The 22,179-nt window shown below is 53.6% G+C and carries 19 protein-coding genes and 1 tRNA gene; 10 read left to right on the top strand and 10 right to left on the bottom strand.

Annotation, left to right across the window (positions count from 1 at the left end; genetic code table 11):
- Nucleotides 1-4 precede the first annotated feature (4 nt).
- The gene (locus tag AC6I8R_RS14115; protein ID WP_021185035.1) at nt 5-2,161 is read right to left on the bottom strand and encodes a TonB-dependent siderophore receptor; all 2,157 of its coding nucleotides are present in this window, start codon (nt 2,159-2,161) and stop codon (nt 5-7) included.
- A 273-nt stretch (nt 2,162-2,434) separates the two neighbouring features.
- On the opposite strand from AC6I8R_RS14115, the gene AC6I8R_RS14110 reads away from it, so the two are divergent.
- Nucleotides 2,435-3,205 (top strand): AraC family transcriptional regulator, encoded by a 771-nt coding sequence (locus AC6I8R_RS14110; RefSeq protein ID WP_497832491.1) that lies wholly within the window; start codon nt 2,435-2,437, stop codon nt 3,203-3,205.
- Here the strand turns inward: AC6I8R_RS14110 and AC6I8R_RS14105 are convergent.
- Complete coding sequence (locus AC6I8R_RS14105) at nt 3,195-4,013, bottom strand: helix-turn-helix domain-containing protein (protein WP_021185033.1); 819 nt, start codon at nt 4,011-4,013, stop codon at nt 3,195-3,197. The genes AC6I8R_RS14110 and AC6I8R_RS14105 overlap by 11 nt on opposite strands.
- Before the next feature lie 239 nt (nt 4,014-4,252).
- On the opposite strand from AC6I8R_RS14105, the gene AC6I8R_RS14100 reads away from it, so the two are divergent.
- From AC6I8R_RS14100 to arsC, 5 genes are all read left to right on the top strand, one after another.
- On the top strand, nt 4,253-5,653 hold the full coding sequence (locus tag AC6I8R_RS14100; protein ID WP_497832490.1) for an MFS transporter: 1,401 nt from the start codon (nt 4,253-4,255) through the stop codon (nt 5,651-5,653).
- A 10-nt stretch (nt 5,654-5,663) separates the two neighbouring features.
- Nucleotides 5,664-7,619: a glycoside hydrolase family 127 protein gene (locus AC6I8R_RS14095; RefSeq protein ID WP_497832489.1), complete on the top strand. Its 1,956-nt coding sequence runs from the start codon at nt 5,664-5,666 to the stop codon at nt 7,617-7,619.
- Between the two features lie 361 nt (nt 7,620-7,980).
- Complete coding sequence (locus AC6I8R_RS14090) at nt 7,981-8,304, top strand: metalloregulator ArsR/SmtB family transcription factor (RefSeq protein ID WP_235056597.1); 324 nt, start codon at nt 7,981-7,983, stop codon at nt 8,302-8,304.
- A gap of 45 nt (nt 8,305-8,349) precedes the next feature.
- Entirely contained in the window at nt 8,350-9,639 is a 1,290-nt protein-coding gene (locus AC6I8R_RS14085) for an arsenic transporter (protein ID WP_497832488.1), read from the top strand.
- A gap of 13 nt (nt 9,640-9,652) precedes the next feature.
- Nucleotides 9,653-10,078, top strand: a complete 426-nt coding sequence (gene arsC / locus AC6I8R_RS14080) for a glutaredoxin-dependent arsenate reductase (protein ID WP_497832763.1) — start codon at nt 9,653-9,655, stop codon at nt 10,076-10,078.
- 58 nt (nt 10,079-10,136) lie between these two features.
- Here arsC and AC6I8R_RS14075 read toward each other — a convergent pair.
- From AC6I8R_RS14075 to AC6I8R_RS14065, 3 genes are all read right to left on the bottom strand, one after another.
- Nucleotides 10,137-10,213, bottom strand: a tRNA-Pro gene (locus tag AC6I8R_RS14075).
- A 72-nt stretch (nt 10,214-10,285) separates the two neighbouring features.
- Nucleotides 10,286-12,040, bottom strand: a complete 1,755-nt coding sequence (gene yejM, locus AC6I8R_RS14070) for an LPS biosynthesis-modulating metalloenzyme YejM (RefSeq protein WP_415174190.1) — start codon at nt 12,038-12,040, stop codon at nt 10,286-10,288.
- Nucleotides 12,041-12,062: 22 nt separating this feature from the next.
- Nucleotides 12,063-12,290, bottom strand: coding sequence for a YejL family protein (locus tag AC6I8R_RS14065; RefSeq protein WP_021185026.1), 228 nt, complete (start codon nt 12,288-12,290; stop codon nt 12,063-12,065).
- 158 nt (nt 12,291-12,448) lie between these two features.
- On the opposite strand from AC6I8R_RS14065, the gene yejK reads away from it, so the two are divergent.
- A complete protein-coding gene (yejK, locus tag AC6I8R_RS14060) occupies nt 12,449-13,453 on the top strand; it encodes a nucleoid-associated protein YejK (RefSeq protein WP_021185025.1) in 1,005 nt (334 codons plus the stop codon).
- Between the two features lie 58 nt (nt 13,454-13,511).
- Here yejK and rplY read toward each other — a convergent pair whose 3' ends face one another.
- Together rplY and radD are read right to left on the bottom strand one after the other, a co-directional pair.
- The gene (gene rplY, locus AC6I8R_RS14055; RefSeq protein ID WP_208723947.1) at nt 13,512-13,796 is read right to left on the bottom strand and encodes a 50S ribosomal protein L25; all 285 of its coding nucleotides are present in this window, start codon (nt 13,794-13,796) and stop codon (nt 13,512-13,514) included.
- 130 nt (nt 13,797-13,926) lie between these two features.
- Entirely contained in the window at nt 13,927-15,681 is a 1,755-nt protein-coding gene (gene radD / locus AC6I8R_RS14050) for a DNA repair helicase RadD (RefSeq protein WP_036626842.1), read from the bottom strand.
- Between the two features lie 168 nt (nt 15,682-15,849).
- Here radD and rsuA point away from each other — a divergent pair, with 168 nt between their 5' ends.
- The 3 genes from rsuA to AC6I8R_RS14035 all read left to right on the top strand — a co-directional run bounded on the left by rsuA (nt 15,850) and on the right by AC6I8R_RS14035 (nt 18,472).
- Nucleotides 15,850-16,572, top strand: coding sequence for a 16S rRNA pseudouridine(516) synthase RsuA (gene rsuA, locus AC6I8R_RS14045; RefSeq protein WP_021185023.1), 723 nt, complete (start codon nt 15,850-15,852; stop codon nt 16,570-16,572).
- 12 nt (nt 16,573-16,584) lie between these two features.
- Nucleotides 16,585-17,781 carry a Bcr/CflA family multidrug efflux MFS transporter gene (locus AC6I8R_RS14040; RefSeq protein WP_415174192.1) on the top strand — a complete coding sequence of 399 codons (1,197 nt, stop codon included), beginning with the start codon at nt 16,585-16,587 and terminating at the stop codon, nt 17,779-17,781.
- 364 nt (nt 17,782-18,145) lie between these two features.
- On the top strand, nt 18,146-18,472 hold the full coding sequence (locus AC6I8R_RS14035; RefSeq protein ID WP_021185021.1) for a YejG family protein: 327 nt from the start codon (nt 18,146-18,148) through the stop codon (nt 18,470-18,472).
- On the opposite strand, the gene yejF is transcribed toward AC6I8R_RS14035, so the two are convergent.
- The 3 genes from yejF to AC6I8R_RS14020 are packed head-to-tail and all read right to left on the bottom strand — an operon-like array spanning nt 18,469 to nt 22,175.
- The gene (gene yejF / locus AC6I8R_RS14030) at nt 18,469-20,058 is read right to left on the bottom strand and encodes a microcin C ABC transporter ATP-binding protein YejF (RefSeq protein ID WP_497832487.1); all 1,590 of its coding nucleotides are present in this window, start codon (nt 20,056-20,058) and stop codon (nt 18,469-18,471) included. The two genes, AC6I8R_RS14035 and yejF, sit on opposite strands and share 4 nt — an antisense overlap.
- Nucleotides 20,059-21,081, bottom strand: a complete 1,023-nt coding sequence (locus AC6I8R_RS14025) for an ABC transporter permease (protein WP_021185019.1) — start codon at nt 21,079-21,081, stop codon at nt 20,059-20,061. It abuts the gene before it with no gap.
- On the bottom strand, nt 21,081-22,175 hold the full coding sequence (locus tag AC6I8R_RS14020) for a microcin C ABC transporter permease YejB (protein WP_415174195.1): 1,095 nt from the start codon (nt 22,173-22,175) through the stop codon (nt 21,081-21,083). Before AC6I8R_RS14020 ends, AC6I8R_RS14025 begins: the two co-directional genes overlap by 1 nt.
- Between the last annotated feature and the right edge of the window lie 4 nt (nt 22,176-22,179).

The raw sequence follows: 22,179 nt of genomic DNA, 5'->3' as shown, positions 1-22,179 counted from the left end.
CTCATTACCAGCGGTAGCGCGCCGTTGCCAGCACGTCAGCACCTGCGGCATAGGTGCAGGTCGAGGCGCTGTAGCAAGAGGCAACATAGTGACGGTCCAGCAGGTTGCTGGCATTCAGGCTGAACAGCCAGTGCGCACCGGTGTCGTAGTGGATACCGGCATCCATCACCGTCGCAGAGGCTACACGAATGGTGTTGGAGGTATCTTTACTGGCCCCGATATAACGCACCCCGGCATTGATACCAAAGCCCTGCAATGCGCCTTGATGGAAGGTGTAATCCAGCCAGGCTGAGGCGGTATTGCGCGGCATTCCCCACAGACGTTTGCCTTGCATCGAGGTTGTGCCGCCGTCCAGCGTGGTGGCGCTGTCGTTGGAGTCGATGGTGACGGCATTCAGCCAGGTATAGGCGGAGATCAGCGTCAGGTTTGTCGTCAGGTTGGCGTGAGCCTCAACTTCAACCCCTTTTGACCGGACTTTACCTGCCTGAGTATCGTAGCCTGAGTGCACAGGATCGCTGGTCAGTACGTTCTTCTCGGTCAAATCAAACCATGAGGTAGTGATAAAGCCGTTGAAGCCAGTTGGCTGATATTTCACCCCCACTTCATATTGATTAGCGGTGGTCGGTTGCGCCATACCGCCGCCATACAGGGTACCCACCTGCGGGATAAAGGATTTGGCAAAGCTGGCATAGGGCGCGATGCCATTATCAAACTGATATACCAACCCGGTACGCCAGGTAAAGGCACGGGCGGATTGTTCGGTGGAAGAGTCAGTCACCGGATTGACATCATCCGCATGTGCCCAATCCTCGCGGATACCCAGCAGGTAGCTCCAGTTGCCCAGGCGCATCTGATCCTGGGTATATACGCCCAGTTGTTTCTGGCGAATATGGTCGTCCGAACTGGTGGCTGGCATGGCGATGTCGCTGTATTGCGGGGCGAAGGCATCAATGGTTGACGCGGCACCTAAACCGACGGTTTCGCGATACAGCACGCGTTGGAAATCGACGCCTGACAGCAGTTGGTGCGACAGCGCGCCAGTATTGAACTCCGCTTCTAACTGATTATCAACGGACAGCGTTTTCGCCTGTTCGTGGTTAAAGAAGGCGTAGCGATTCAATACCCGGTCAGAGCCGCTGGCGTAGCCGTTGGTGAAGACATTCTCAAGGTTATCTTTCACGTCGCTGTAATGCACATTTTGCCGCATCATCAGGCTGTCGTTCAGACGATGCCAGAATTCGTAGCCAACCGAGAACTGGGTGCGTGAATGGTGATCAAAATTGGCATCGCCAAGGTTGGTCTGCGGTGAGATTTTCCCATGCGGGCCGCTGTACACGCTGCCAACTGCCGGGACAAAGTTGTAGTAACCCACATCCGGATCACGTTGATACTTCGCCAGCAGCGTCAGTGAAGTATCGTCATTCGGCTTCCAGGTGATGGCTGGCGCGACATACACATGCTTCTGGCGGGTGTCATCCACCTGGGTTTTGCTGTCGGTGGCGCTGGCCGTCAGGCGATAGAGCAGGGTGCCGTCATCGTTGGCCTTACCGCCAACGTCAAAGCCGGTTTGCAGATGGTCATGGTTGCCTGCGGTGACAAACACCTCGTGTACTGGCGTCTCGGTGGGTTTTTTGCTGGTCAGATTGACCACCCCGCCCGGATTCACCTGGCCGTACAGCACCGAGGCTGGGCCGTGCAGCACTTCAATGTTGCTAAAACCATAGGTGTCATAATTAGCGATGGCATAGCCGAAGCTGCTGTCGCTCGGCATGCGAGCACCGTCAAGGAACTGTTCCAGATAGAAACCGCGACTGAACATATACCCGGCGCCACTGCTGGATGCACCACGAATCTCTGAAACCACGCCGGAGGTATAACGCAGCGCTTCTGCGGCGGTTTGTGCGGCCTGCAAATCCATCTGCTTACGCGTCACGCTGGATACTGATTGCGGCACCTCAATCTTCGGGGTGGCGGTTTTGGTGGCACTGGTGGTGCTGGTGGCGACGACGCCACTGCCATCCATGTGCTGTAGCGGGTTATTCTGCGCGTTGGCGGTCACCACCATTTGCTGATCGGCGGCACTGCTTCTGCATGCGATTAGCATTAACGCCATCATGCTGAGTGCGAAAGGCGCTTTGCTCATGCCTGTCATTTTGCACATCAATTTTCCCTATCTTTGAATAAGTTAAAGAAATGCTCACCATTAAAAAGTGCATACTGGATAAGGCTTTTTTGACTCGCGTTACGATAAGGAAAGGGCAGCGTAACGGGTAATCCTGACCAGGAGAAGGCGAATGATAATGATTTTATTTCTTATTAAAAGATGGCGGATGTCTGCTAATCTGTGTCTTTATAACTAACCCTGAAAATGCGACAAAGGTTGTCGCAAACGACAAATCGTTACGCGTTTTTCAGGTATCCGGCGAGAGGGGTGATGAAAGGTCAGATTCCGCAACTGAAGCCTGAGATGCTGAGTGCAACCTCGGTACCTACCGCGGTTTCCTATTTTTATGCCCGTGAGCAGGCGCAGGCCTGGCACTCCCACGCAACGGTACAGTTGACCTGGTGCAGTCGTGGTGCCATCACCATTCACACCGCGCAGGCAAGCTGGACGTTGCCCCCCTGGCGTGGACTATGGATCCCTTCGGGGCTGCCACATCAAACCCATGCTCAGGCGGGGACGCAAACCCATAATCTCTACCTGTCTGAAACCGGTGAGAAGAAATGTATCGAAGCAGTGTGCCCGCTGCGGGTGACGCCCCTGGTGCATCAGTTGGTCAACGAACTCAGTGCGCAGCACCCGGCGCGCAATGCACTGATTCTGCCGCTGCTATGCAATGAATTAAGCCAGGCCCCTGCGGCCACGGTGGGGTGTCTGCCGGTGGTGACCGAGCCGAGATTGCTGGCGCTCACCGGGATGCTGACCACGCAGCCCGGTAACCACCAAACGCTAGCAACCCTGAGCCTGCGTGCCGGCACGACGTCGCGTACCATTGCCCGTTTGTTTCGCCAGCATACGGGCCTGACATTTGCGCAGTGGCGGCAGCAGTTAACCATCATGACCTCCATCAATCAGCTATCCCAGGGAGTGTCGGTGGAAGAGATCGCTCAACAGCAGGGGTATTGCAACGGCAGCGCATTGATTGCCATGTTCAGCAAGGTGCTGGGCATGACGCCACAACGCTATTTTGCGCTCAGGAGTTAATGTGCTCCTTGCAGTAGCGGCGTTTCCAGCTTGCTGGGGTCAGCCCGGTATGTTTACGAAAAATCTGACGAAAGTAGCTGGTGTCGTTGAATCCGCACTGCCGTCCCACCTCAGTTAATGACAGCGAATTATTGATCAGCAATTTTTCCGCCATCAGAACGCGCTGGCGGTGGAGGGCCTCCGTCAGCGTCAGGCGAAAGGTGCGGCGATAGACACGCCCAAGATAATCCGCGTTGCAGTGCAACTCTTTTGCCAGTGATGATGTGGAAAGCGGCAGGTGGAATTGCGTGCGGATGATCTGATTGGCTTTCCACGCCAACGCCAGGCCGGGACTGTCATTGGTGCTTTCCTGCGGGCCGGGCGCGGCAATTTGTTGCAGGATCAGCAACAAAATACACTCCAGCGCGATGCTGCGATGAATGTTTTCCTGCTCGCTGAGAAACTGACGAAACAGCGAAATGACGTATTGGGGATCGCTGACGCGTGTGTGCTGCGGGATGTTCAGCAGTGTCGCATGTAACCCGGCTGCCGATGTGGCTTTCAGCCAGTCAAAATGCAACCAGTAGAATTTGAGGTCGGCAGGAAATGCCCCTTCACCCACATGACGATGGCCGGGTCGCAGCAGCAAACTCTCTCCTGCCTGGACGGTGAACAGGCGATCGTCTTCGCGGATTTGCAGTTGTCCTCGTTCAACAAAGATGACTTCCCACGAGGTCAGAATCCGTGCCGGATGGCTTCCTACCCCACGCGAAATGAACAACCCGCCATTTTGCACCTGAATCGGAAACGCTATGGATAATTCGAGCATTGATATTCAATTTTCCGCTTTTCATGTCATGTAAAATACGATTTCTTATTGATTATTAATCATAAAATCTTCATTCGCTCGATCCAGTTCACACTTTGTCAATCAGGTCGGAATTACCCCTTTTTTATACTTTTCCCTTCCCTTGTTGCACGGCATATTCCGGGCAGAATAAATCCGTACCTGAAAATAAGCCCGCCCTGATGCGGGTAATGGACTCTGACCCTGATGAGGAGTTTGCAATGACTTCTTCCCCGATTACCCACACCGAATTGACGCAGCAGGCAGCGAGTGATTCGCTCTCTCTGCGTGAGAAAATCGGCTACGGGCTGGGTGATGCCGGTGGCACGGTGATCACCTGCCTGATCATGAATTTCCTGACATTTTTCTATACCGATGTGTTTGGCCTGACACCTGCGCTGGTCGGGACGCTGTTTATCGCGCTGCGCGTGTTTGATGCCGTGTCCGACCCGATTATGGGCATTGTGGCAGACCGTACTCAAAGTCGCTGGGGACGTTTCCGTCCGTGGCAGCTGTGGATCGCGGTACCGATTGGCATTATCGGCGTAATGACCTTTACCGTCCCTGACGTCAGTATGAATATGAAGATCATCTGGGCGTTTGGTACTTATCTGCTGCTCTCCGTCAGCTACACCGCGATTAACGTGCCGTACTGCGCATTGATCAACACCATGACCAGCCGCCACAGCGAAGTGATTGCCTGCCAGTCATGGCGTTTTGTGCTGTGCGGTGTGGCGGGCTTTTTGGTATCGGTGGGGTTGCCGTGGCTGGTATCGACCCTGGGCAACGGCAATGCGGCGCAGGGATATCAGCTCGGTGTCGGTATCCTGTGTAGCGTGGCGGTGGTGATGTTCCTGTGCTGCTTTTTCTGGGTGCGTGAGCGTGTCTCGCTGGACAGTATGGGGAAATTTACCCTGCGGGAACATCTGGCAGGGCTGCGCAAAAATGACCAACTGCTGCTGATGCTGCTGATGTCGTTCCTGCTGATCAATGTGTTCAACATTCGCGGGGGCGGCTACATGTACTTCATCACCTACGTGTTGCAGGGCAGTACCGCTTACACCTCGCTGTTTTTTACCATGGTGACCTTTGCTTCGATTCTTGGCTCGGTGCTGGTCAGCCCGCTGTCAAAACGCGTGGATACCGTCAGGCTGTATTATTGGACCAACATCGTGCTGGCTGCGCTGGCGGTAGTAATGTGGCTCCTGCCCACCGGTCCGGCGTGGCAAACCCTCTGGCTGGTGGTGATCCTTGGCAATGGGATTATCCTTGGCTTCACGCTGCCGCTGCATTTTTCACTGATGGCCTTTGCCGATGATTACGGCGAGTGGAAAACCGGCGTACGTTCTTCGGGGATGAACTTCGCCTTTAACCTGTTTTTCATCAAGTTGGCCTGGGCCTCCAGTGCCGGCATCATCAGCCTGGTGTTTATTTTCGTCGCCTATCAACCTGGTGCAGCTAACCAGACGGCGGCATCTCTGCACGGCATCACCAGCATGGAAACCTTGTTGCCTGCCTTATTCCACCTGCTGCTGGCGTTCACCATTCTCGCCTGCAAACTCAAAAATCCCATGATGGCGCGCATTGCCAGCGATCTGCGTGTTCGCCATGTCCAGTCTTAAGGAGAACGTTATGTCTGTAATGGAAGTCGATCTGCATCAGCTCAAAATTAACGATCCGTTCCTCGGTCAGTATCAGCAACTGGTGCGTGATGTTGTGATCCCCTATCAATGGGAGGCACTGAACGATCGGATTGCCGAAGCCGATCCCAGCCATGCGATTGAAAATTTCCGTATCGCTGCCGGGTTACAGCAGGGAGAGTTCTACGGCATGGTGTTTCAGGACAGCGACGTGGCGAAGTGGCTGGAGGCGGTTGCCTGGTCGCTGTGCCAGCGGCCAGATGCAGAACTGGAGAAAACCGCTGATGAGGTGATTGAACTGGTGGCGGCCGCCCAGTGTGACGATGGTTATCTTAACACTTACTTCACTGTCAAAGCGCCCAACGAACGCTGGACTAACCTCGCGGAGTGTCATGAGCTGTACTGTGCCGGACACATGATCGAGGCCGGTGTCGCTTTCTTTCAGGCCACCGGCAAGCGCCGACTGCTGGAAGTGGTGTGTAAACTTGCAGACCATATCGACAGCGTGTTCGGGCCGGGTGATACCCAGTTGCACGGCTATCCGGGACATCCGGAAATCGAGCTGGCGTTGATGCGTCTGCATGAAGTGACCCGGGAGCCGCGTTATTTGACGCTGGTGAACTACTTCGTTGAGCAGCGTGGCGCGCAGCCGCATTTTTACGATAGCGAGTACGAAAAGCGTGGCAAGACCTCTTACTGGAATACCTATGGCCCCGCATGGATGGTAAAAGACAAAGCCTACAGTCAGGCGCATCAACCGATTGCCGAACAACACACGGCGATTGGCCACGCAGTGCGCTTCGTCTATCTGATGACCGGGGTGGCGCACCTGGCCAGACTCAACCAGGATGAGGCGAAACGTCAGGACTGCCTGCGCCTGTGGCATAACATGGCCCAGCGCCAGTTATATATCACCGGCGGTATCGGTTCGCAAAGCAGTGGTGAAGCTTTCAGCAGTGATTACGATTTACCGAACGACAGCGTCTATGCCGAAAGCTGCGCGTCGATTGGCCTGATGATGTTTGCCCGTCGCATGGTGGAGATGGAGGCCGACAGCCAATATGCCGATGTGATGGAGCGGGCGTTATATAACACCGTGCTGGGGGGGATGGCGCTGGATGGTAAACACTTCTTCTACGTCAATCCGCTGGAAGTTCATCCGAAAACCCTCAGCGCAAACCATATCTATGACCACGTAAAACCGGTGCGCCAGCGCTGGTTCGGTTGTGCCTGTTGTCCACCCAATATTGCTCGCGTGCTGACTTCACTCGGTCATTACATCTATACGCCACGCGAAGATGCGCTGTATATCAATCTGTATGTCGGCAATAGCCTTGAACTGCCGGTGGGTGAGGATAAGTTGCGCTTGCGCATCGGTGGCAATTTCCCGTGGCAGGAGCAGGTGTCCATCACCATTGATTCCCCGCAACCCATTCAGCACACGCTGGCATTACGCTTGCCGGACTGGTGCGATGCGCCACAGGTGATGCTGAATGGTTCGGCAGTGGAAGGTCAGGCCCGGAAAGGTTATCTGCATATTAGCCGCTACTGGAAGGAGGGCGATACTTTAACCCTGACGTTGCCGATGCCGGTACGTCGCGTCTATGGCAATCCGCTGGTACGTCATGTGGCGGGCAAAGTGGCGATCCAGCGCGGGCCACTGGTCTATTGTCTTGAACAGGCCGATAACGGTGAGGAACTGCATAACCTGTGGTTACCGCAAACGGCGACCTTCCGCACTTTTGAAGGTAAAGGGCTGTTTGCGCACAAGGTGTTGATCCAGGCTGAAGGCAGCAAACACAGTGCGAGTTCGCCGGAAGAACAAGCGCTATGGCATTATGATCGCTCTCCTGCCACCCATCAGACACAAACATTGACCTTTATTCCCTGGTTTAGCTGGGCGAATCGAGGGGAAGGCGAGATGCGAATCTGGGTGAATGAGGGATAGCAGAAAATAAAAAAAGCAGCCTTATGGCTGCTTTTTTATTGGGAATTTTGGTCGGCACGAGAGGATTTGAACCTCCGATTGAGGGTGATTCACCTGACCGAAACAAAAATGATGAAAGCCCGGATGTTCCACTTTCATCCGGACCCCAACCATTCCAGTATTCCATCCCACCATGCTGTGCAATTCCTGAACTTTCGGATGTGTATCTGGAACATCATCAGGCTGTGAATTGAACAAAATGTTCAGCATCAAGGGCTGGAAATAACGATATGTAATGTTCCCCCAGTGAATAAAATCTGCCTTTACATTAAACATATATGATTTAACATATGTGTTAAATGATTATCAGGAAACATCACTGATGCAGCCAGTTCAACTTTTCAAACTCCTTGCTGATGAGACACGCACAACAATCATCTTGCTGTTGCGTGAGGCTGGAGAACTCTGTGTGTGCGACCTGTGTGCTTTTACAAGTCAATCCCAGCCGAAGATTTCACGCCACATTGCGTTACTGCGAGATGCTGGTTTGGTGTTGGATCGTCGTGAGGGTAAATGGATTCACTACCGTTTATCGCCTCATATGCCAGCCTGGGCGGCGTCGATAATAGATACTGCCTGGAGCAGTCAGCGTGATGAATTACGTGAATCATTCAAAAGTGCCAACGCAAATGTGTGCGGCCGTTAAAACATATTCATAAAAACATATGTATTTTCAGAGCAGGGGATTTTAATGTTACTGGCAGGCGCAATATTTGTTCTCACCATCATTTTTGTCATCTGGCAACCTCGCGGACTTAGCATCGGCTGGACCGCGTCGATAGGCGCAGTTCTGGCGTTGATGACCGGGGTCATCCAGTTACATGACATTCCGGTTGTCTGGCATATCGTCTGGAACGCAACGACTGCGTTTATCGCAGTAATAATCATCAGCCTGTTGTTGGACGAATCGGGTTTTTTCGAATGGTGTGCCTTGCATGTCGCCAAATGGGGTAACGGGCGAGGGCGGTTGCTGTTTACGTATATCGTCCTGTTAGGTGCTGCGGTTGCTGCATTATTCGCTAATGATGGTGCGGCGCTGATTCTGACACCTATTGTTATCGCGATGCTACTGGCATTGGGGTTCAGCAAAGGAACGACACTGGCTTTCGTTATGGCGGCAGGCTTTATCGCGGATACCGCCAGTTTGCCGCTGATAGTCTCCAATCTGGTTAACATCGTTTCTGCCGATTTTTTCCAACTGGGATTTAGTGATTATGCGTCAATCATGGTGCCGGTTGATCTTGCTGCCATCATTGCCACGCTGATCGTACTGCATCTTTTCTTCCGCAAGGAGATTCCCAGCCACTACGATCTTTCCCTGCTAAAGTCCCCGGCTGAAGCCATCAAAGACCCTGCGACATTTAAAATGGGCTGGCTGGTGTTGGTTCTGCTGTTGGTTGGTTTCTTCCTCCTTGAGCCGCTCGGTATTCCTGTCAGTGCAATAGCGGCGGTTGGTGCGCTAACGCTATTTGCGGTGGCTAAACGCGGTCATGCTATTAACACAGGGAAAGTTCTGCGAGGCGCACCCTGGCAGATCGTCATTTTCTCACTGGGGATGTATTTGGTCGTCTACGGTCTGAAAAATGCGGGCCTCACCCAGTATCTCACCTTGCTGTTGAATACCTTTGCAAACGGGGGGGTATGGAGTGCCACCTTTAGCACTGGTTTAGTTACGGCGATACTTTCATCTGTGATGAACAATATGCCTGTTGTTTTGATCGGTGCGCTCTCAATTGATGCCAGCACGGCGGAAGGTGTCATCAAAGAAGCCATGATTTATGCCAACGTAATTGGCTGCGATTTGGGGCCGAAGATCACACCCATTGGAAGTCTCGCTACGTTACTTTGGCTGCATGTACTCGATCAGAAAAACATCAAGATTAGCTGGGGTTACTACTTCCGGGTGGGTGTTGTGATGACACTGCCAGTGCTGCTGGTAACTCTGAGTGCGCTAGCTTTGCGCCTGGCCTTTACCCAATGATTTGAGAATGAACATGACTGACATCACCATCTATCATAATCCTGCTTGCGGGACTTCACGTAACACGTTGGCATTAATTCGCAACAGTGGAGTTGAACCTGTTGTCATCCACTATCTGGAGACACCGCCGCAACGTGAAGAGTTAAAGGAACTGATCCATGCGATGGGGATCAGTGTGCGGGCCTTATTACGCAAGAATGTCGAGCCTTATCAGCAACTCGGTTTGGCTGATGAGCACTTTAGCGATGATCAATTGCTTGATGCCATGCTGTCTTATCCCATCCTGATTAACCGTCCGATAGTGGTGACACCGTTAGGGACGCGGTTATGTCGCCCCTCAGAAGTGGTGCTTGATATTCTTCCTGACCCACAGCAGGGGGAGTTCAGCAAAGAAGATGGCGAAAAAGTGATTGATAAGGATGGCAACCGTCTGCTGTGATTGCAGCATGCAGAAAATAAAAAAGCAGCCATAAAGGCTGCTTTTTTATTGGGAATTTTGGTCGGCACGAGAGGATTTGAACCTCCGACCCCTGACACCCCATGACAGTGCGCTACCAGGCTGCGCTACGTGCCGAACGTGGAGGCATATAGTAACGTTTCCGCGCGCGATTGCAAGATGCACGGGATTTAACTGCCTCATAATTAATCAGTTTGCGATGAAACGCTTCTGTTCCGTCAGCACTTGCAACAGCAATGCCAGTTCAGGTTTATGGTCCCTGAGGACTTTTCCCTGCGCATCATAAGCGTAATAGCTGCCGTTGTTGTTCAGCACCAGGGTTGTTTCAGGGGTAGTGACTACCAGTCTGCCATCTTCACTGCTGGCCACCCAATTGTGGCTGCGCTGCGCGGCAAAAAGATCTTCACCCTGAGAGTAGTTCACCGGATTGGTACGCACATGCAACAGACGCTGCATCAATGTTGCCATCACATCCTGCTGATCGGTCAGGCGATCGATAGTTTGTGCAGGCGTATTAGGCCAGTGCACCACCAGCGGTACCTGAAGCGTCGCACGGTTACCTGGATTGTCATCATCACCATCCAGCGCAATCGCATGCTGGGCGGTAATCACCACAACGGTATTTTTCAACAAATCGCGCTCCTGCAAAGTTTGCAGCACAGCGGCGATTTGACTGTCAACGCCAGCGGCCTGACGCAGATAGCTGCGCTGGCGCGCTTTAACGCTGTCGCCATTCACGGTAATGCCGTTCAACGCGATCCAGGAGAACCACGGGGCATTATTGTCTTTCTGCCCATTCAGCCAGTTTTGCCATTGGGTAACCGTAGCGCTATTGGTCTGACTCTCCATCGTTGGCAGCGAGTAATCGGCCAGCAATGCCTGGCGATACAACGGCTGATTAAAGCCATCGGACGAGAACAGGCCGAACTGATAACCCTGGCTATTCAGGGCGCTGAGTAACGCGGAAGGCATACGCGCCGCCAACACGCCATCCATATAGCTGGATGAGATGCCGTAGAACAGGCCAAACAGGCCTTTTTCAGCCTGGTTGCCCGCGCTGAAGTGCTGCGTGAAACGCACATTGTCGCTGGCAAACTGATTAAGCGACGGTAGGGCTTTCTCTACCGTAGCGTTGTTAAGGCCGTTCACCGTCAACACCAGCAAGTTATGTCGTGTACCGCCATCGCGGAAAGTAATGTCGCTCAGCGGATATTGAACCGAGAGGGCTTCGGGATCACCTTGTTGCACCAGACGACGCTGATATTCCTGTGCATCCAACAGGCCGTGGCGTTCAAGGAAACGTCTTGCGGTCATCGGATAAGAAAGTGGCAGGTTCGCGCGCTGCATGGTGATGGGGCGATAGAAATTGGCATCGGCCCAGATATACAGCAGATGGCTGGCGAAGAAGGCTGAGATAAACAACGCCGCCAGCGGCTTGCCGAATGAGCGTCGATTGAGGCTGCGCAGTTTCTGCCAGCTCCAGGTGGCGAACAGCATCTCCACCAGGAATATGATCGGCACACCGATAAACATCAGCTGCCAGTCACGCGCCATCTCACTCTGGTCGGGGTTAATCACCAGTTCCCACACCACCGGATTGAGGTGGAGATGGAAGCGATTGAACACTGCGCTGTCGACCATAATCAGCGTCAGGCCCGCCGTCGCGATAATGGCTGACAGAAATCTCAGCAGCCGTTGCGACATCACCACGAAGGTGAGGGGGAAAATTATCAGCAGATAGCCAGCAAACACCAGGAAGCTAAAGTGGCCAATCCAGCTGCTGTAGGCATAGATACGACCAGCCAGCGACGCGGGCCAGTCGGAAACCAACAGGTAGCGGCTGCCTAAAATTAACGCGAAGATAATATTAAACAGGGCAAACCAATGCCCCCAGCTGATCATCTGGGAGACTTTTTCACGGTAGCGCTGCCGGTTGGTTACCATATTATAAGGTCAAATCTGCAAATTAATGGGCGTTGTCATCGCGAACCGACGCCTGCAATGCATCGGCAAAAGATCGCGCCAGGCTACGGCGCTGCGCCGGAGAGACACTGGTGTTGATCAAATTGGTTACCATATTTCCCAGCACCATCAGGGAAAGGTCGGTTGGCGCTTTGTCTTTTTCAAGAACCTGCGCCAGTTGCGCGAGGAGTTTCTCCACGCGTTCGTCACTGTAACGGGATGATTGTGGCATATCGTCGACTAATCAAGTATCAAAAGGCGGTATATTACCGTAACAACGCGATTTTTTCCGCAATTTTATCGAAAGCGAAATGTTCGTGTTGTGCATGGAGTTGAAAGCCGCGGCGGGCGGTGTTTGAATACGCGCCTGAGCTTAAAGGAGAGTCTATCATGAGTCTGGATATCGACCAGATCGCCCTGCATCAGTTAGTCAAACGTGATGAAAACCAGCTGGAGCTGGTGCTGCGCGATACCCTGCTGCCTGCCACCAAAGCGGTGGAAGAGATGGCAGAAGAGTTACACCGGGTTTATAGCGCGAAAAACAAAGCCTATGGGTTATTCGATGAAGAGAGCGAACTGGCCGCTGCGCTGCGTAACTGCCGCAAAGGAGAAGATGACTTTCTGGCCTTCAGTCGGGCGGCGACCGGTCGTCTGCGCGATGAACTGAGCAAATATACGTTTGCTGAAGGCGGTATCGTTCTGTTTATCCATTATCGTTATCTGGCGGTGGAATATTTGCTGGTGGCGGTGCTTAACAGCCAGTCCAGCATGCGTGTTAACGAACAACTGGACATCAGCAGCACCCATTATCTTGATATCAATCATGCGGATATTGTGGCGCGTATTGATCTCACCGAATGGGAAACCAACCCGGAGTCCACCCGTTATTTGACGTTTTTACGCGGGCGGGTAGGGCGTAAAGTCGCTGACTTCTTTATGGATTTTCTCGGTGCCAGCGTGGGCCTCGATACCAAAGCGCAGAACCGTGGCTTGTTGCAGGCGGTTGATGATTATTGCGCGGAATCGAATCTGGATAAAAACGAACGCCAGAATTATCGTCAGCAGGTCTACAGCTACTGCAACGATCAGCTCCAGGCCGGTGAGGAGATTGCGCTGGAAGATCTATCCAGCGAACTGCCGCCACTGGGCGAGAAGACGTTCCAGGCATTTACCCAGGAACAGGGCTACGAACTGGAAGAGCATTTTCCGGCCGACCGTAGCACGTTGCGTCAGCTGACTAAGTTTGCTGGCAGCGGCGGTGGCTTAACCCTGAATTTCGATGCCATGCTGCTGGGCGAACGTATTTTCTGGGATCCGGCGACCGATACGCTGACGATTAAAGGGACACCGCCGAATCTGCGCGATCAGTTACAACGTCGCACTGGCGGCAACTGATTTTCGCCCATAAAAAAACGCCGCAAATGCGGCGTTTTTTCTTCAACTCGTCAGGCGATTAAGCGCGAACGAAGTCGATGTGGTGCAGTTTCGGCTTGAACGGGTGACGCTGTACAGCCTGAACTTTAACCTTGGTTTCTTTACCGTCAACAACGATGGTCAGAACTTCAGAGTAAAAACCTTCTTTAGCCTGCATGTTCATGATTGCATCGTGATCCAGTTCGATAGAAACCGGTGCTTCAGTTCCGCCATAAACGATGGCCGGGAACTTGTTAGCGTGGCGCAGGCGGCGGCTCGCACCCTTACCCTGCTCTTTACGTGCTTCTGCGTTGATAGTGAACATCTTAATGTCTCTTCGTTGATTCCTGCTACAGGCGACCCAGCAACAGGACGATTATTCAAACGCTCTTGCGGATGCAAAAGCGGGCGGCATTATAGCCGCTATCCCGGCGCCGGGCAAATGATTCCGTGGCTTATCGCAGCTCATTGGCGCGGCGATAACGCCCCTGATAATCAAACACCTTTTCGCGAACCTGCCAGAAATGGCCTTTCGCGCGCGCGACGACAAAATCAGGGTGGCGCAATAACGGCTGCAACGCCACCACATCAGCGGCGGTCTGCCATCCCAGCGGTACGCCAGGCGCGCGCTGATGCGGGCGCATAAACAGTTGCTCAAAGGCTTTGCGCTGTGCGGGCGTATGCAGACGGAAGCGCTCACTTACATCCAGCCCATCTTCATCGTAGTAGGTGGCCTTTAACCATTCGCCTTTCTCGTCTCGTCCTTGCGTCAGCGTCATACCGCCACAGCGTAATACCCGGGCATCTTTCAGCTTCAGCGCCGCTTTCAACATATCGTCGGGATCGACCAGCACCTTGTCACACTGGTGACAGCGGCGCGCAGCTATATCGTTTTCCGCACCACAATCCGGGCAGCTTTTAAAGCGGAAACGGTAATCACATTGTTCGCGTGCGCCGTCGTCATCTTCCAGTACTCCCTGGCAGCGGCGACCAAAATGCTCAATCACATGGCCATCGGCGGTGGCTTTGCCCCAGAAGGTGTTGGCGAAGCCGCAGGCCGGACAAAACACCTGCACGGGTTGGTTGTCACTGGCACCTTTAGGCGCACCGACTTCTGGCGTAAAAAGATCATGCGGGTTGCCTGCGTAATCGAGGATCAGGCAATCGGTTTTGCCGGGGGCAAGCCGCAGGCCACGTCCGACAATCTGTTGATACAGGCTGACTGATTCGGTCGGACGCAGAATGGCGATCAGATCGACATGGGGGGCATCAAATCCGGTGGTCAGCACCGCAACATTGACCAGATATTTCAGTTGCTGTGCTTTAAAGGCGTTAATCAGCCGATCGCGCTCTTTCACGGCGGTTTCTGCCGAAACCAGCGCGCTATCCTCTGGCAATAACGTCAGCACTTCCCGCGCATGTTCGACGGTGGCGGCAAAAATCATCACCCCGCGTCGATCCTCGGCAAATTCCACGATCTGCTGAATGATATGCGGCGTGACGCGTTGTTGTTGTTTCAGCTCGCGATTCAGATCGGCTTCGCTGAACAGGCCATTGTTTTGCGGAATCAGGCGACTGAAATCATATTGCACCACTGGCATATCCAGCCGCTCAGGTGGCACCAGAAAACCGTGCTTGATCATATAACGCAACGGTAATTCGTAGATGCAGTCGCGAAACAAGGCATGGTTATCGCCGCGCACCATGCCATGATAATGAAACTGATAGATCCAACCTTTACCGAGGCGGAAAGGCGTGGCCGTCAACCCCAGCAGACGGAGTTGTGGATTATGTTGGCGCAGATGGCTGAAGAGTTGCTGATACTGGCTTTCACTCTGGTCACTGATGCGGTGACATTCATCGACGATCACCAGTGAAAAGGCGCTATCGAAGCGGTCAAGGTTGCGCGCCACCGACTGTACGCTGCCAAACACCACTTTGCGTTCACTTTGTTTGCGTTGCAGACCGGCGGCGAAGATGTCAGCTTCCAGGCCGTATGCCTGATATTTGCTGTGGTTCTGCTCCACCAGTTCTTTGACATGTGCCAGCACCAGCACCCGTCCACGCGCCAGTCGGGCCAGCTCGGCGATGACCAGGCTTTTGCCCGCACCGGTAGGCAGCACAATGACGGCGGGCGTAGCATGCTGGCGGAAGTGCGCGATGGTCGCATTAACCGCCTCTTGTTGATAGGGGCGCAGGGTGAAGGACATCGGAAAAAACTTTTTTCTGAAACGGGCGCGCATTATGCCATGAAAGGGCGTGAAACGCAGGATCAGCTCTGTTAGCCGCCGAAGGTTCAGGCTATACTGCCCTCACATTTTCAACGGATAAAAACACCGTTTCAGTTTCCCTCCGCAGTAAACAGGCAAAGCGAATTCATGCGACTCGACAAATTCATATCTCAGCAACTGGAAATCAGCCGTGCCATTGCCGCGCGTGAAATCCGCGCGAAAAAAATCACCATCAATGGCGAAGTGGTACGCGACACCGCCTATAAAGTGTTGCCGGATGACGAAGTCGAATACGACGGCAATCCACTGGTGCAGCAGCACGGCCCGCGTTATTTCATGTTAAACAAGCCACAGGGTTATGTTTGTTCCACCGATGATCCGGATCACCCGACCATTCTGTTCTTTATTGAAGAGCCAATGGTTGGGAAGCTGCATGCGGCAGGGCGTCTGGATATCGATACCACCGGTCTGGTGCTGCTGACGGATGACGGCCAGTGGTCGCATCGTATTACTTCACCGCGTCATCACTGCGAAAAAACCTATCGTGTTGGCGTGGAGTTGCCGATAGATCCGGCTCTGGTAGAAAAGTTTGCCACCGGCGTGCAACTGCACAATGAAAAAGATCTGACTAAACCGGCTACGCTGGAAATTGTTGGCCCGCAGGAAGCATTGCTGACCATCAGCGAAGGGCGTTATCACCAGGTAAAACGCATGTTTGCCGCGGTAGGTAACCATGTGGTGACGCTGCACCGTGAACGCATTGGTGAAATCGTGCTTGATGCGGAGCTTGCGGAAGGCGAATACCGGGAATTGACTGAAGAAGAAGTTGCCAGCATTGGCTTACCTGACGAATTAAAACAGCAAAAATAGCGGGAGCATGTGGTGCCAAAGGAAAAGAATTCACCGGTCGGGTTAGTGGTTATTCTCGGATTGCTGGCGATGCTGATGCCGCTCTCCATCGACATGTATCTGCCCGCTATGCCGCAAATTGCCCGCCAGTTTGCGGTTTCGTCTGGCAGCGTACAGATGACGTTAAACCTGTATATCTTCGGCTTTGCGATTGGTCAGTTGGTGTATGGTCCACTGGCCGACAGCTATGGCCGTAAACCGGTGATTGCCCTTGGCACCTTGATTTTTGCCTGTGCGGCGGCGGCATGTGCGTTGTCGCAAACTATTGATCAACTGATCTTCATGCGTTTTCTGCACGGACTGTCAGCTGCGGCGGCCAGTGTGGTGATAAACGCCCTGATGCGTGACAGCTACTCGAAAGAGGATTTCTCGCGCATGATGTCTTTCGTGATGCTGATCACCACCATTGCCCCCTTGATGGCACCGATTATCGGCGGCTGGTTGTTGCTGTTATGGAGCTGGCACGCCATCTTCTGGACACTGTCGATTGCCGCTATTGTCACCACGGTGCTGGTAGTCACGCAAATCCGCGAGACGCTAAAACCGGAGCAGCGCCAGCGTTTTCACCTGCGTACCACGCTGGGGAATTTTGTCGCATTGTTCCGCCATAAACGTGCCTTCAGCTATATGCTGGCGAGCGGATTCTCCTTTGCCGGATTGTTTGCTTTCCTCAATGCCGGTCCCTTTGTTTACATCGAGGTGAACCACGTCTCGCCGCAGAATTTTGGTTACTACTTTGGCCTCAACGTGGTGTTCCTGTTTGTGATGACGTTGATCAACAGCCGTGCCGTGCGCCGCTTTGGGCCACTGGCGATGTTCCGCATTGGTCTGGTAATCCAGTTCTGCATGGGGATTTGGCTGCTGGTGGTGAGCGCACTTAACCTCGGTTTTCTGCCGCTGGTACTGGGGGTGGCGATGTTTATCGGCTGCGTCTCAACGGTATCTTCCAACGCGATGGCGGTGGTGCTGGATGAGTTTCCACATATGGCTGGCACGGCATCCTCGTTGGCGGGCACCTTACGTTTCGGTGTCGGTGCGCTGGTTGGGGCATTGTTATCAATGATCAATGTCAGTAGCGCCTGGCCGATGGTGGCGACTATCGCGCTGTGCGCCACCGTTTCAATTGCGTTGTTCAGTTACGCTTCACGCCCCCGCCACGCCAGTGTCTGACCTGTTAACATCCCCCAACTCGTAGCAGCGCGATTTATCGCGCTGTTCTGCAATTTGCGCGATAAATCACGCCGCTACGGTTTATGTAATACCTTTTCTGTTTGTAATGTTTCCATATTGTGAAAATTAATAAGTAAAAAAGTAACGTTATTGCGTCTAAAATGATTGTTAACTGCCGCCGAACAGGGTACATATAGCGATAAATGCGAGCAAACTCGCAAATAATAACTCTGCTACATGCTTTGTGTTTAAAACGAGAAGGCTAACCTTGACGTCCGTATTCTGAGTTAACCAGGAAAAAGGATTCACTGCGTGTGCGCCGTTCGTTGTGAATAACGTTAACGTCTCTGGGGATTACGTATCTATGCTGCAACTTTCCGTTGTGCATCGTCTGCCTCAACATTACCGCTGGTCGCTTGATCATGCTGGTGAGATTGAGCGCCAGGAATCTGCCGATGCTGAAAATGACCAGGATCTGGTGGCGTTACGCCTGCTTAGCCACGACGGCCATCCGGCAATGGAGATTCTGCGTCAGTTGCAGGATACGCTGGCGCAGATTCAGGTTGAGTGCAAGATCGCCCAATGTGAAGGGCAGCCCTGCCTGCTGATCCAGCGTGGCGACGAAAGCGCCACGAATTGCTGCCTGAAGAATCAGGGTGTCGCCATCGCGGAAACCTTTGACGGTCATTAAATCAGGCTTTCACCCTGCGCGGATGCCAACAGCTGCCGCGTATACTCCTGCTGTGGCGCATCAAATAACGCATCACATTCACCTTGCTCCACCACCTCTCCCTGGCGCAGCACAATCAGCTGATGGCACAGGGCGCGCACCACCTGCAAATCGTGGCTGATAAACAGATAAGCCAGCTGATGTTGTTGCTGTAAACGACGTAGCAGGCTAAGTATCTGTTTTTGCACCGAGCGATCGAGCGATGAGGTCGGCTCATCCAACACCATCAGTTGTGGCTCAAGAATTAACGCCCGCGCGATAGCAATGCGCTGACGCTGGCCGCCGGAAAATTCAGCCGGATAGCGTGTACGGCTTGCCGCATCCAGTCCGACTTCCTCCATTACCGCTATCACTTTGGCTTCCTGCTCGGCGGTGCTGAGAGAGGGGCGATGTACTGCCAGGCCTTCAGCGATAATCTGCTGCACCGTCATCCGTGGGTTAAGTGACGAGTTAGGATCCTGAAACACCACCTGAATTTTTTCCCGCAACGGTAACAACTGCTTCGCTGACAACTGATGCAACGGTTGATTATCGAACCAGATTTCCCCACGCGCCGCAATCAGGCGCAGCAGTGCCAGCCCGGTGGTGCTTTTGCCGGAGCCGGACTCACCCACCAGACCAAGACTTTCGCCGCGCCGCAAGGTAAAACTCAGATCCTGCACCGCCGTTTTCTCCGCCACGGTACGCTTTAGCAGGCCACGGCGCACCGGAAAGCCAACATGCAGATTCTTTACCTGCAACAGCGGGAGGGTGTCGCTGAGAGGGGCGGGCCTGCCATCTGGCTCCGCTGCCAGCAATTCTCGGGTATAGGCGTGCTGTGGCTGGCTGAACAGCGCAGCGCAGCGGTTATGCTCGACTTCCCGGCCATTACGCATCACGGTGACGCTATGTGCCAGCTGACGCACAATGTTGAGGTTGTGGGTGATAAACAGCATCCCCATATTCAACTCGCGTTGCAGCTCGCGCAGCAGTTGCAGGATCTGCGCCTGTACCGTGACATCCAGTGCGGTGGTTGGCTCATCGGCAATCAACAATTTTGGCTGAGTCAGCAGCGCCATCGCAATCATGACGCGCTGGCGTTCACCGCCGGAGAGTTGATGGGGGAAATCCTGCAAACGCGTGGCGGCCTGGCGGATACCAACACGATCAAGGCAGCTAAGGATCTCCGCCCGTGCCGCTTCACGCCGCATCCCCCGATGCAGCGACAACACCTCATACAACTGCTTTTCTACGCTGTGCAGCGGATTGAGCGATACCATTGGCTCCTGGAAAATCATCGCCATCTGGTTGCCGCGCAAGCCACGCAGCGTGCGTTCGTTGGCCTGCAACAGGTTCTGCCCATTAAACAGAATCTCGCCTTGTGGATAGCTGACCGGCGGCTGCGGCAGCAAGCGCATAATCGACAGCGCGGTGACACTTTTCCCAGAACCGGATTCGCCGACCAGCGCCAGGGTTTCACCCGCATCAATGCGCAGCGAAATATCCTCCACCACGGTGCGTTGTTGAAACGCAACGGCGAGGTGATTGACGGTCAGTAAGTTGCTCATTTAGCTCCCCCGGCTTGGATCAAAGGCATCGCGTACCGCTTCACCAATAAAAATCAGCAGCGACAGCAAAATGGCCAACGCAAAAAAGCCCGATAACCCGAGCCACGGCGCCTGCAAATTATTCTTACCCTGCAACAGCAACTCGCCCAGCGACGGTGAACCCACCGGCAGACCAAAGCCAAGGAAATCGAGTGAGGTCAGCGTGGTGATCGACCCGCACAGAATAAAGGGCAAAAAGGTTAAGGTGGCGACCATCGCGTTAGGTAGCATATGGCGCAACATAATGCGGCTGTCACTGACGCCCAGTGCGCGTGCTGCACGGATATAGTCAAAGTTGCGGGTGCGAAGAAATTCTGCCCGGACCACGCTGACCAGACTCATCCAGCCAAACACCACCGTCACCAGCAACAGCCACCAGAAACCCGGCTGAATGACGCTGGAAAGTAAGATTAATAAAAACAACGATGGCATGCCGGACCACACTTCAATCAGGCGCTGCCCGACTAAATCGACGCGTCCGCCGAAATACCCCTGCACCGCGCCGACCACGATGCCAATCACGCTGGAGAATAGCGTCAGCAGCAAACCAAACAGCAACGAAATCCGCGTGCCATACAACAGGCGGGCCAACACATCGCCGCCGTTAGCATCGGTGCCGAGCCAGTTCTGCGTCGATGGAGGAGAAGGGAAGGGGACATTGGTTGCAAAGTTGATGGTGCTGTCACTGAAACGAATCGGTGCCCAAATGGCCCAGCCTTGTTGAGCAAGGCGTTGTTTCAGCCACGGGTCCTGATAATCCGCCGGGGTCGAAAAATCCCCGCCATAATCGCTTTCGCTGTAGTTAAACAGCAGCGGAACATACCAGCGCTGCTGATAATGCACCAGCAACGGTTTATCGTTAGCCAGTAACTCGGCACCCAGCGACAGCAGGAAAATAATCAGGAAAATCCACAGCGACCAGTAACCCCGTCGATTGTGGCGAAAACGCTGCCAGCGCTGCTGGTTTAATGGGGACAAGCGCATCAGCGACCCTCAAAATCAATGCGTGGATCGACCAGGGTGTAGGTCAAATCACTGAGAATATTCATCAGCAGGCCAATCAGCGTGAAAATATACAACGTGCCAAACATCACCGGATAATCACGTTGGATGGTGGCATCGTAGCCCAACAGGCCAAGGCCATTAAGGGAGAACATCACCTCAATCAGCACCGAACTGGTGAAGAACATGCTGATGAACGTGGCGGGAAAACCGGCAATGACCAACAGCATGGCGTTGCGGAACACATGACCATACAGGATGCGTTTTTCATCAAGGCCCTTAGCGCGTGCGGTCACTACATATTGTTTGCGGATTTCATCGAGAAAAGAGTTTTTGGTCAGCATGGTCAGGGTGGCAAAACCGCCAATCACCGTCGCCAGCACCGGCAGCGTAATATGCCACAGGTAATCGGTAATTTTGCCGTACCACGGCAGGCTGTCGAATTGGGGTGACGTCAGGCCACGCAGTGGGAACCAGTCGAGATAGCTGCCCCCGGCAAATAACACAATTAAAATCACGCCGAACAGAAACGCCGGAATCGAGTAACCAATAATGATAAAGCTGCTGCTCCAGATATCAAAAGCGCTGCCGTTACGCACCGCTTTCTTGATACCGAGCGGAATGGACACCAGATAAATGATCAACGTGCTCCATAACCCAAGGCTGATGGAAACCGGCAAACTTTCTTTGATTAACTGGAGCACCGATGAACTGCGGAACAGGCTGTCGCCAAAATCAAAGCGCACGTAATTCCACAGCATCTCCACATAGCGTTGCCACATCGGCTTATCGAAACCGTAGCGCTTTTTGATCTCGGCAATCACTTCAGGATCAAGGCCGCGTGCGCCGCGATATTGACTATCGCCGGGATTATCACGGCTTAGCGCACCACGCGCTCCGCCACTGTCGCCAGCTGGCGCGCCGGGTATCCCACTATTGTGACCAAACTGAATATTCGCCAGCGCCTGATCCACAGGCCCACCCGGTGCGATTTGGACGATAAAAAAGTTGAGCGTGATAATGGCCCACAAGGTGGGGATGATCAGCAGTAATCTGCGCAGGAAATAAGCACCCAAACCG

This window comes from Pantoea sp. X-Soil-OKNW-713, from assembly GCF_059730685.1.
This window is presented reverse-complemented; position numbering and strand designations above follow the sequence as displayed.

Excerpts from the sequence above, each read along its gene's own strand:
- AC6I8R_RS14085 (WP_497832488.1), top strand. The coding sequence starts at position 8,350 with ATGTTACTGGCAGGCGCAATATTTGTTCTCACCATCATTTTTGTCATC.
- rplY (WP_208723947.1), bottom strand. The coding sequence starts at position 13,796 with ATGTTCACTATCAACGCAGAAGCACGTAAAGAGCAGGGTAAGGGTGCG.
- AC6I8R_RS14025 (WP_021185019.1), bottom strand. The coding sequence starts at position 21,081 with ATGCGCTTGTCCCCATTAAACCAGCAGCGCTGGCAGCGTTTTCGCCAC.
- rsuA (WP_021185023.1), top strand. The coding sequence starts at position 15,850 with ATGCGACTCGACAAATTCATATCTCAGCAACTGGAAATCAGCCGTGCC.
- arsC (WP_497832763.1), top strand. The coding sequence starts at position 9,653 with ATGACTGACATCACCATCTATCATAATCCTGCTTGCGGGACTTCACGT.
- AC6I8R_RS14110 (WP_497832491.1), top strand. The coding sequence starts at position 2,435 with ATGAAAGGTCAGATTCCGCAACTGAAGCCTGAGATGCTGAGTGCAACC.
- AC6I8R_RS14105 (WP_021185033.1), bottom strand. The coding sequence starts at position 4,013 with ATGCTCGAATTATCCATAGCGTTTCCGATTCAGGTGCAAAATGGCGGG.
- AC6I8R_RS14095 (WP_497832489.1), top strand. The coding sequence starts at position 5,664 with ATGTCTGTAATGGAAGTCGATCTGCATCAGCTCAAAATTAACGATCCG.
- AC6I8R_RS14115 (WP_021185035.1), bottom strand. The coding sequence starts at position 2,161 with ATGTGCAAAATGACAGGCATGAGCAAAGCGCCTTTCGCACTCAGCATG.
- yejM (WP_415174190.1), bottom strand. The coding sequence starts at position 12,040 with ATGGTAACCAACCGGCAGCGCTACCGTGAAAAAGTCTCCCAGATGATC.
- yejK (WP_021185025.1), top strand. The coding sequence starts at position 12,449 with ATGAGTCTGGATATCGACCAGATCGCCCTGCATCAGTTAGTCAAACGT.
- AC6I8R_RS14090 (WP_235056597.1), top strand. The coding sequence starts at position 7,981 with ATGCAGCCAGTTCAACTTTTCAAACTCCTTGCTGATGAGACACGCACA.
- radD (WP_036626842.1), bottom strand. The coding sequence starts at position 15,681 with ATGTCCTTCACCCTGCGCCCCTATCAACAAGAGGCGGTTAATGCGACC.
- yejF (WP_497832487.1), bottom strand. The coding sequence starts at position 20,058 with ATGAGCAACTTACTGACCGTCAATCACCTCGCCGTTGCGTTTCAACAA.
- AC6I8R_RS14100 (WP_497832490.1), top strand. The coding sequence starts at position 4,253 with ATGACTTCTTCCCCGATTACCCACACCGAATTGACGCAGCAGGCAGCG.
- AC6I8R_RS14065 (WP_021185026.1), bottom strand. The coding sequence starts at position 12,290 with ATGCCACAATCATCCCGTTACAGTGACGAACGCGTGGAGAAACTCCTC.
- AC6I8R_RS14035 (WP_021185021.1), top strand. The coding sequence starts at position 18,146 with ATGCTGCAACTTTCCGTTGTGCATCGTCTGCCTCAACATTACCGCTGG.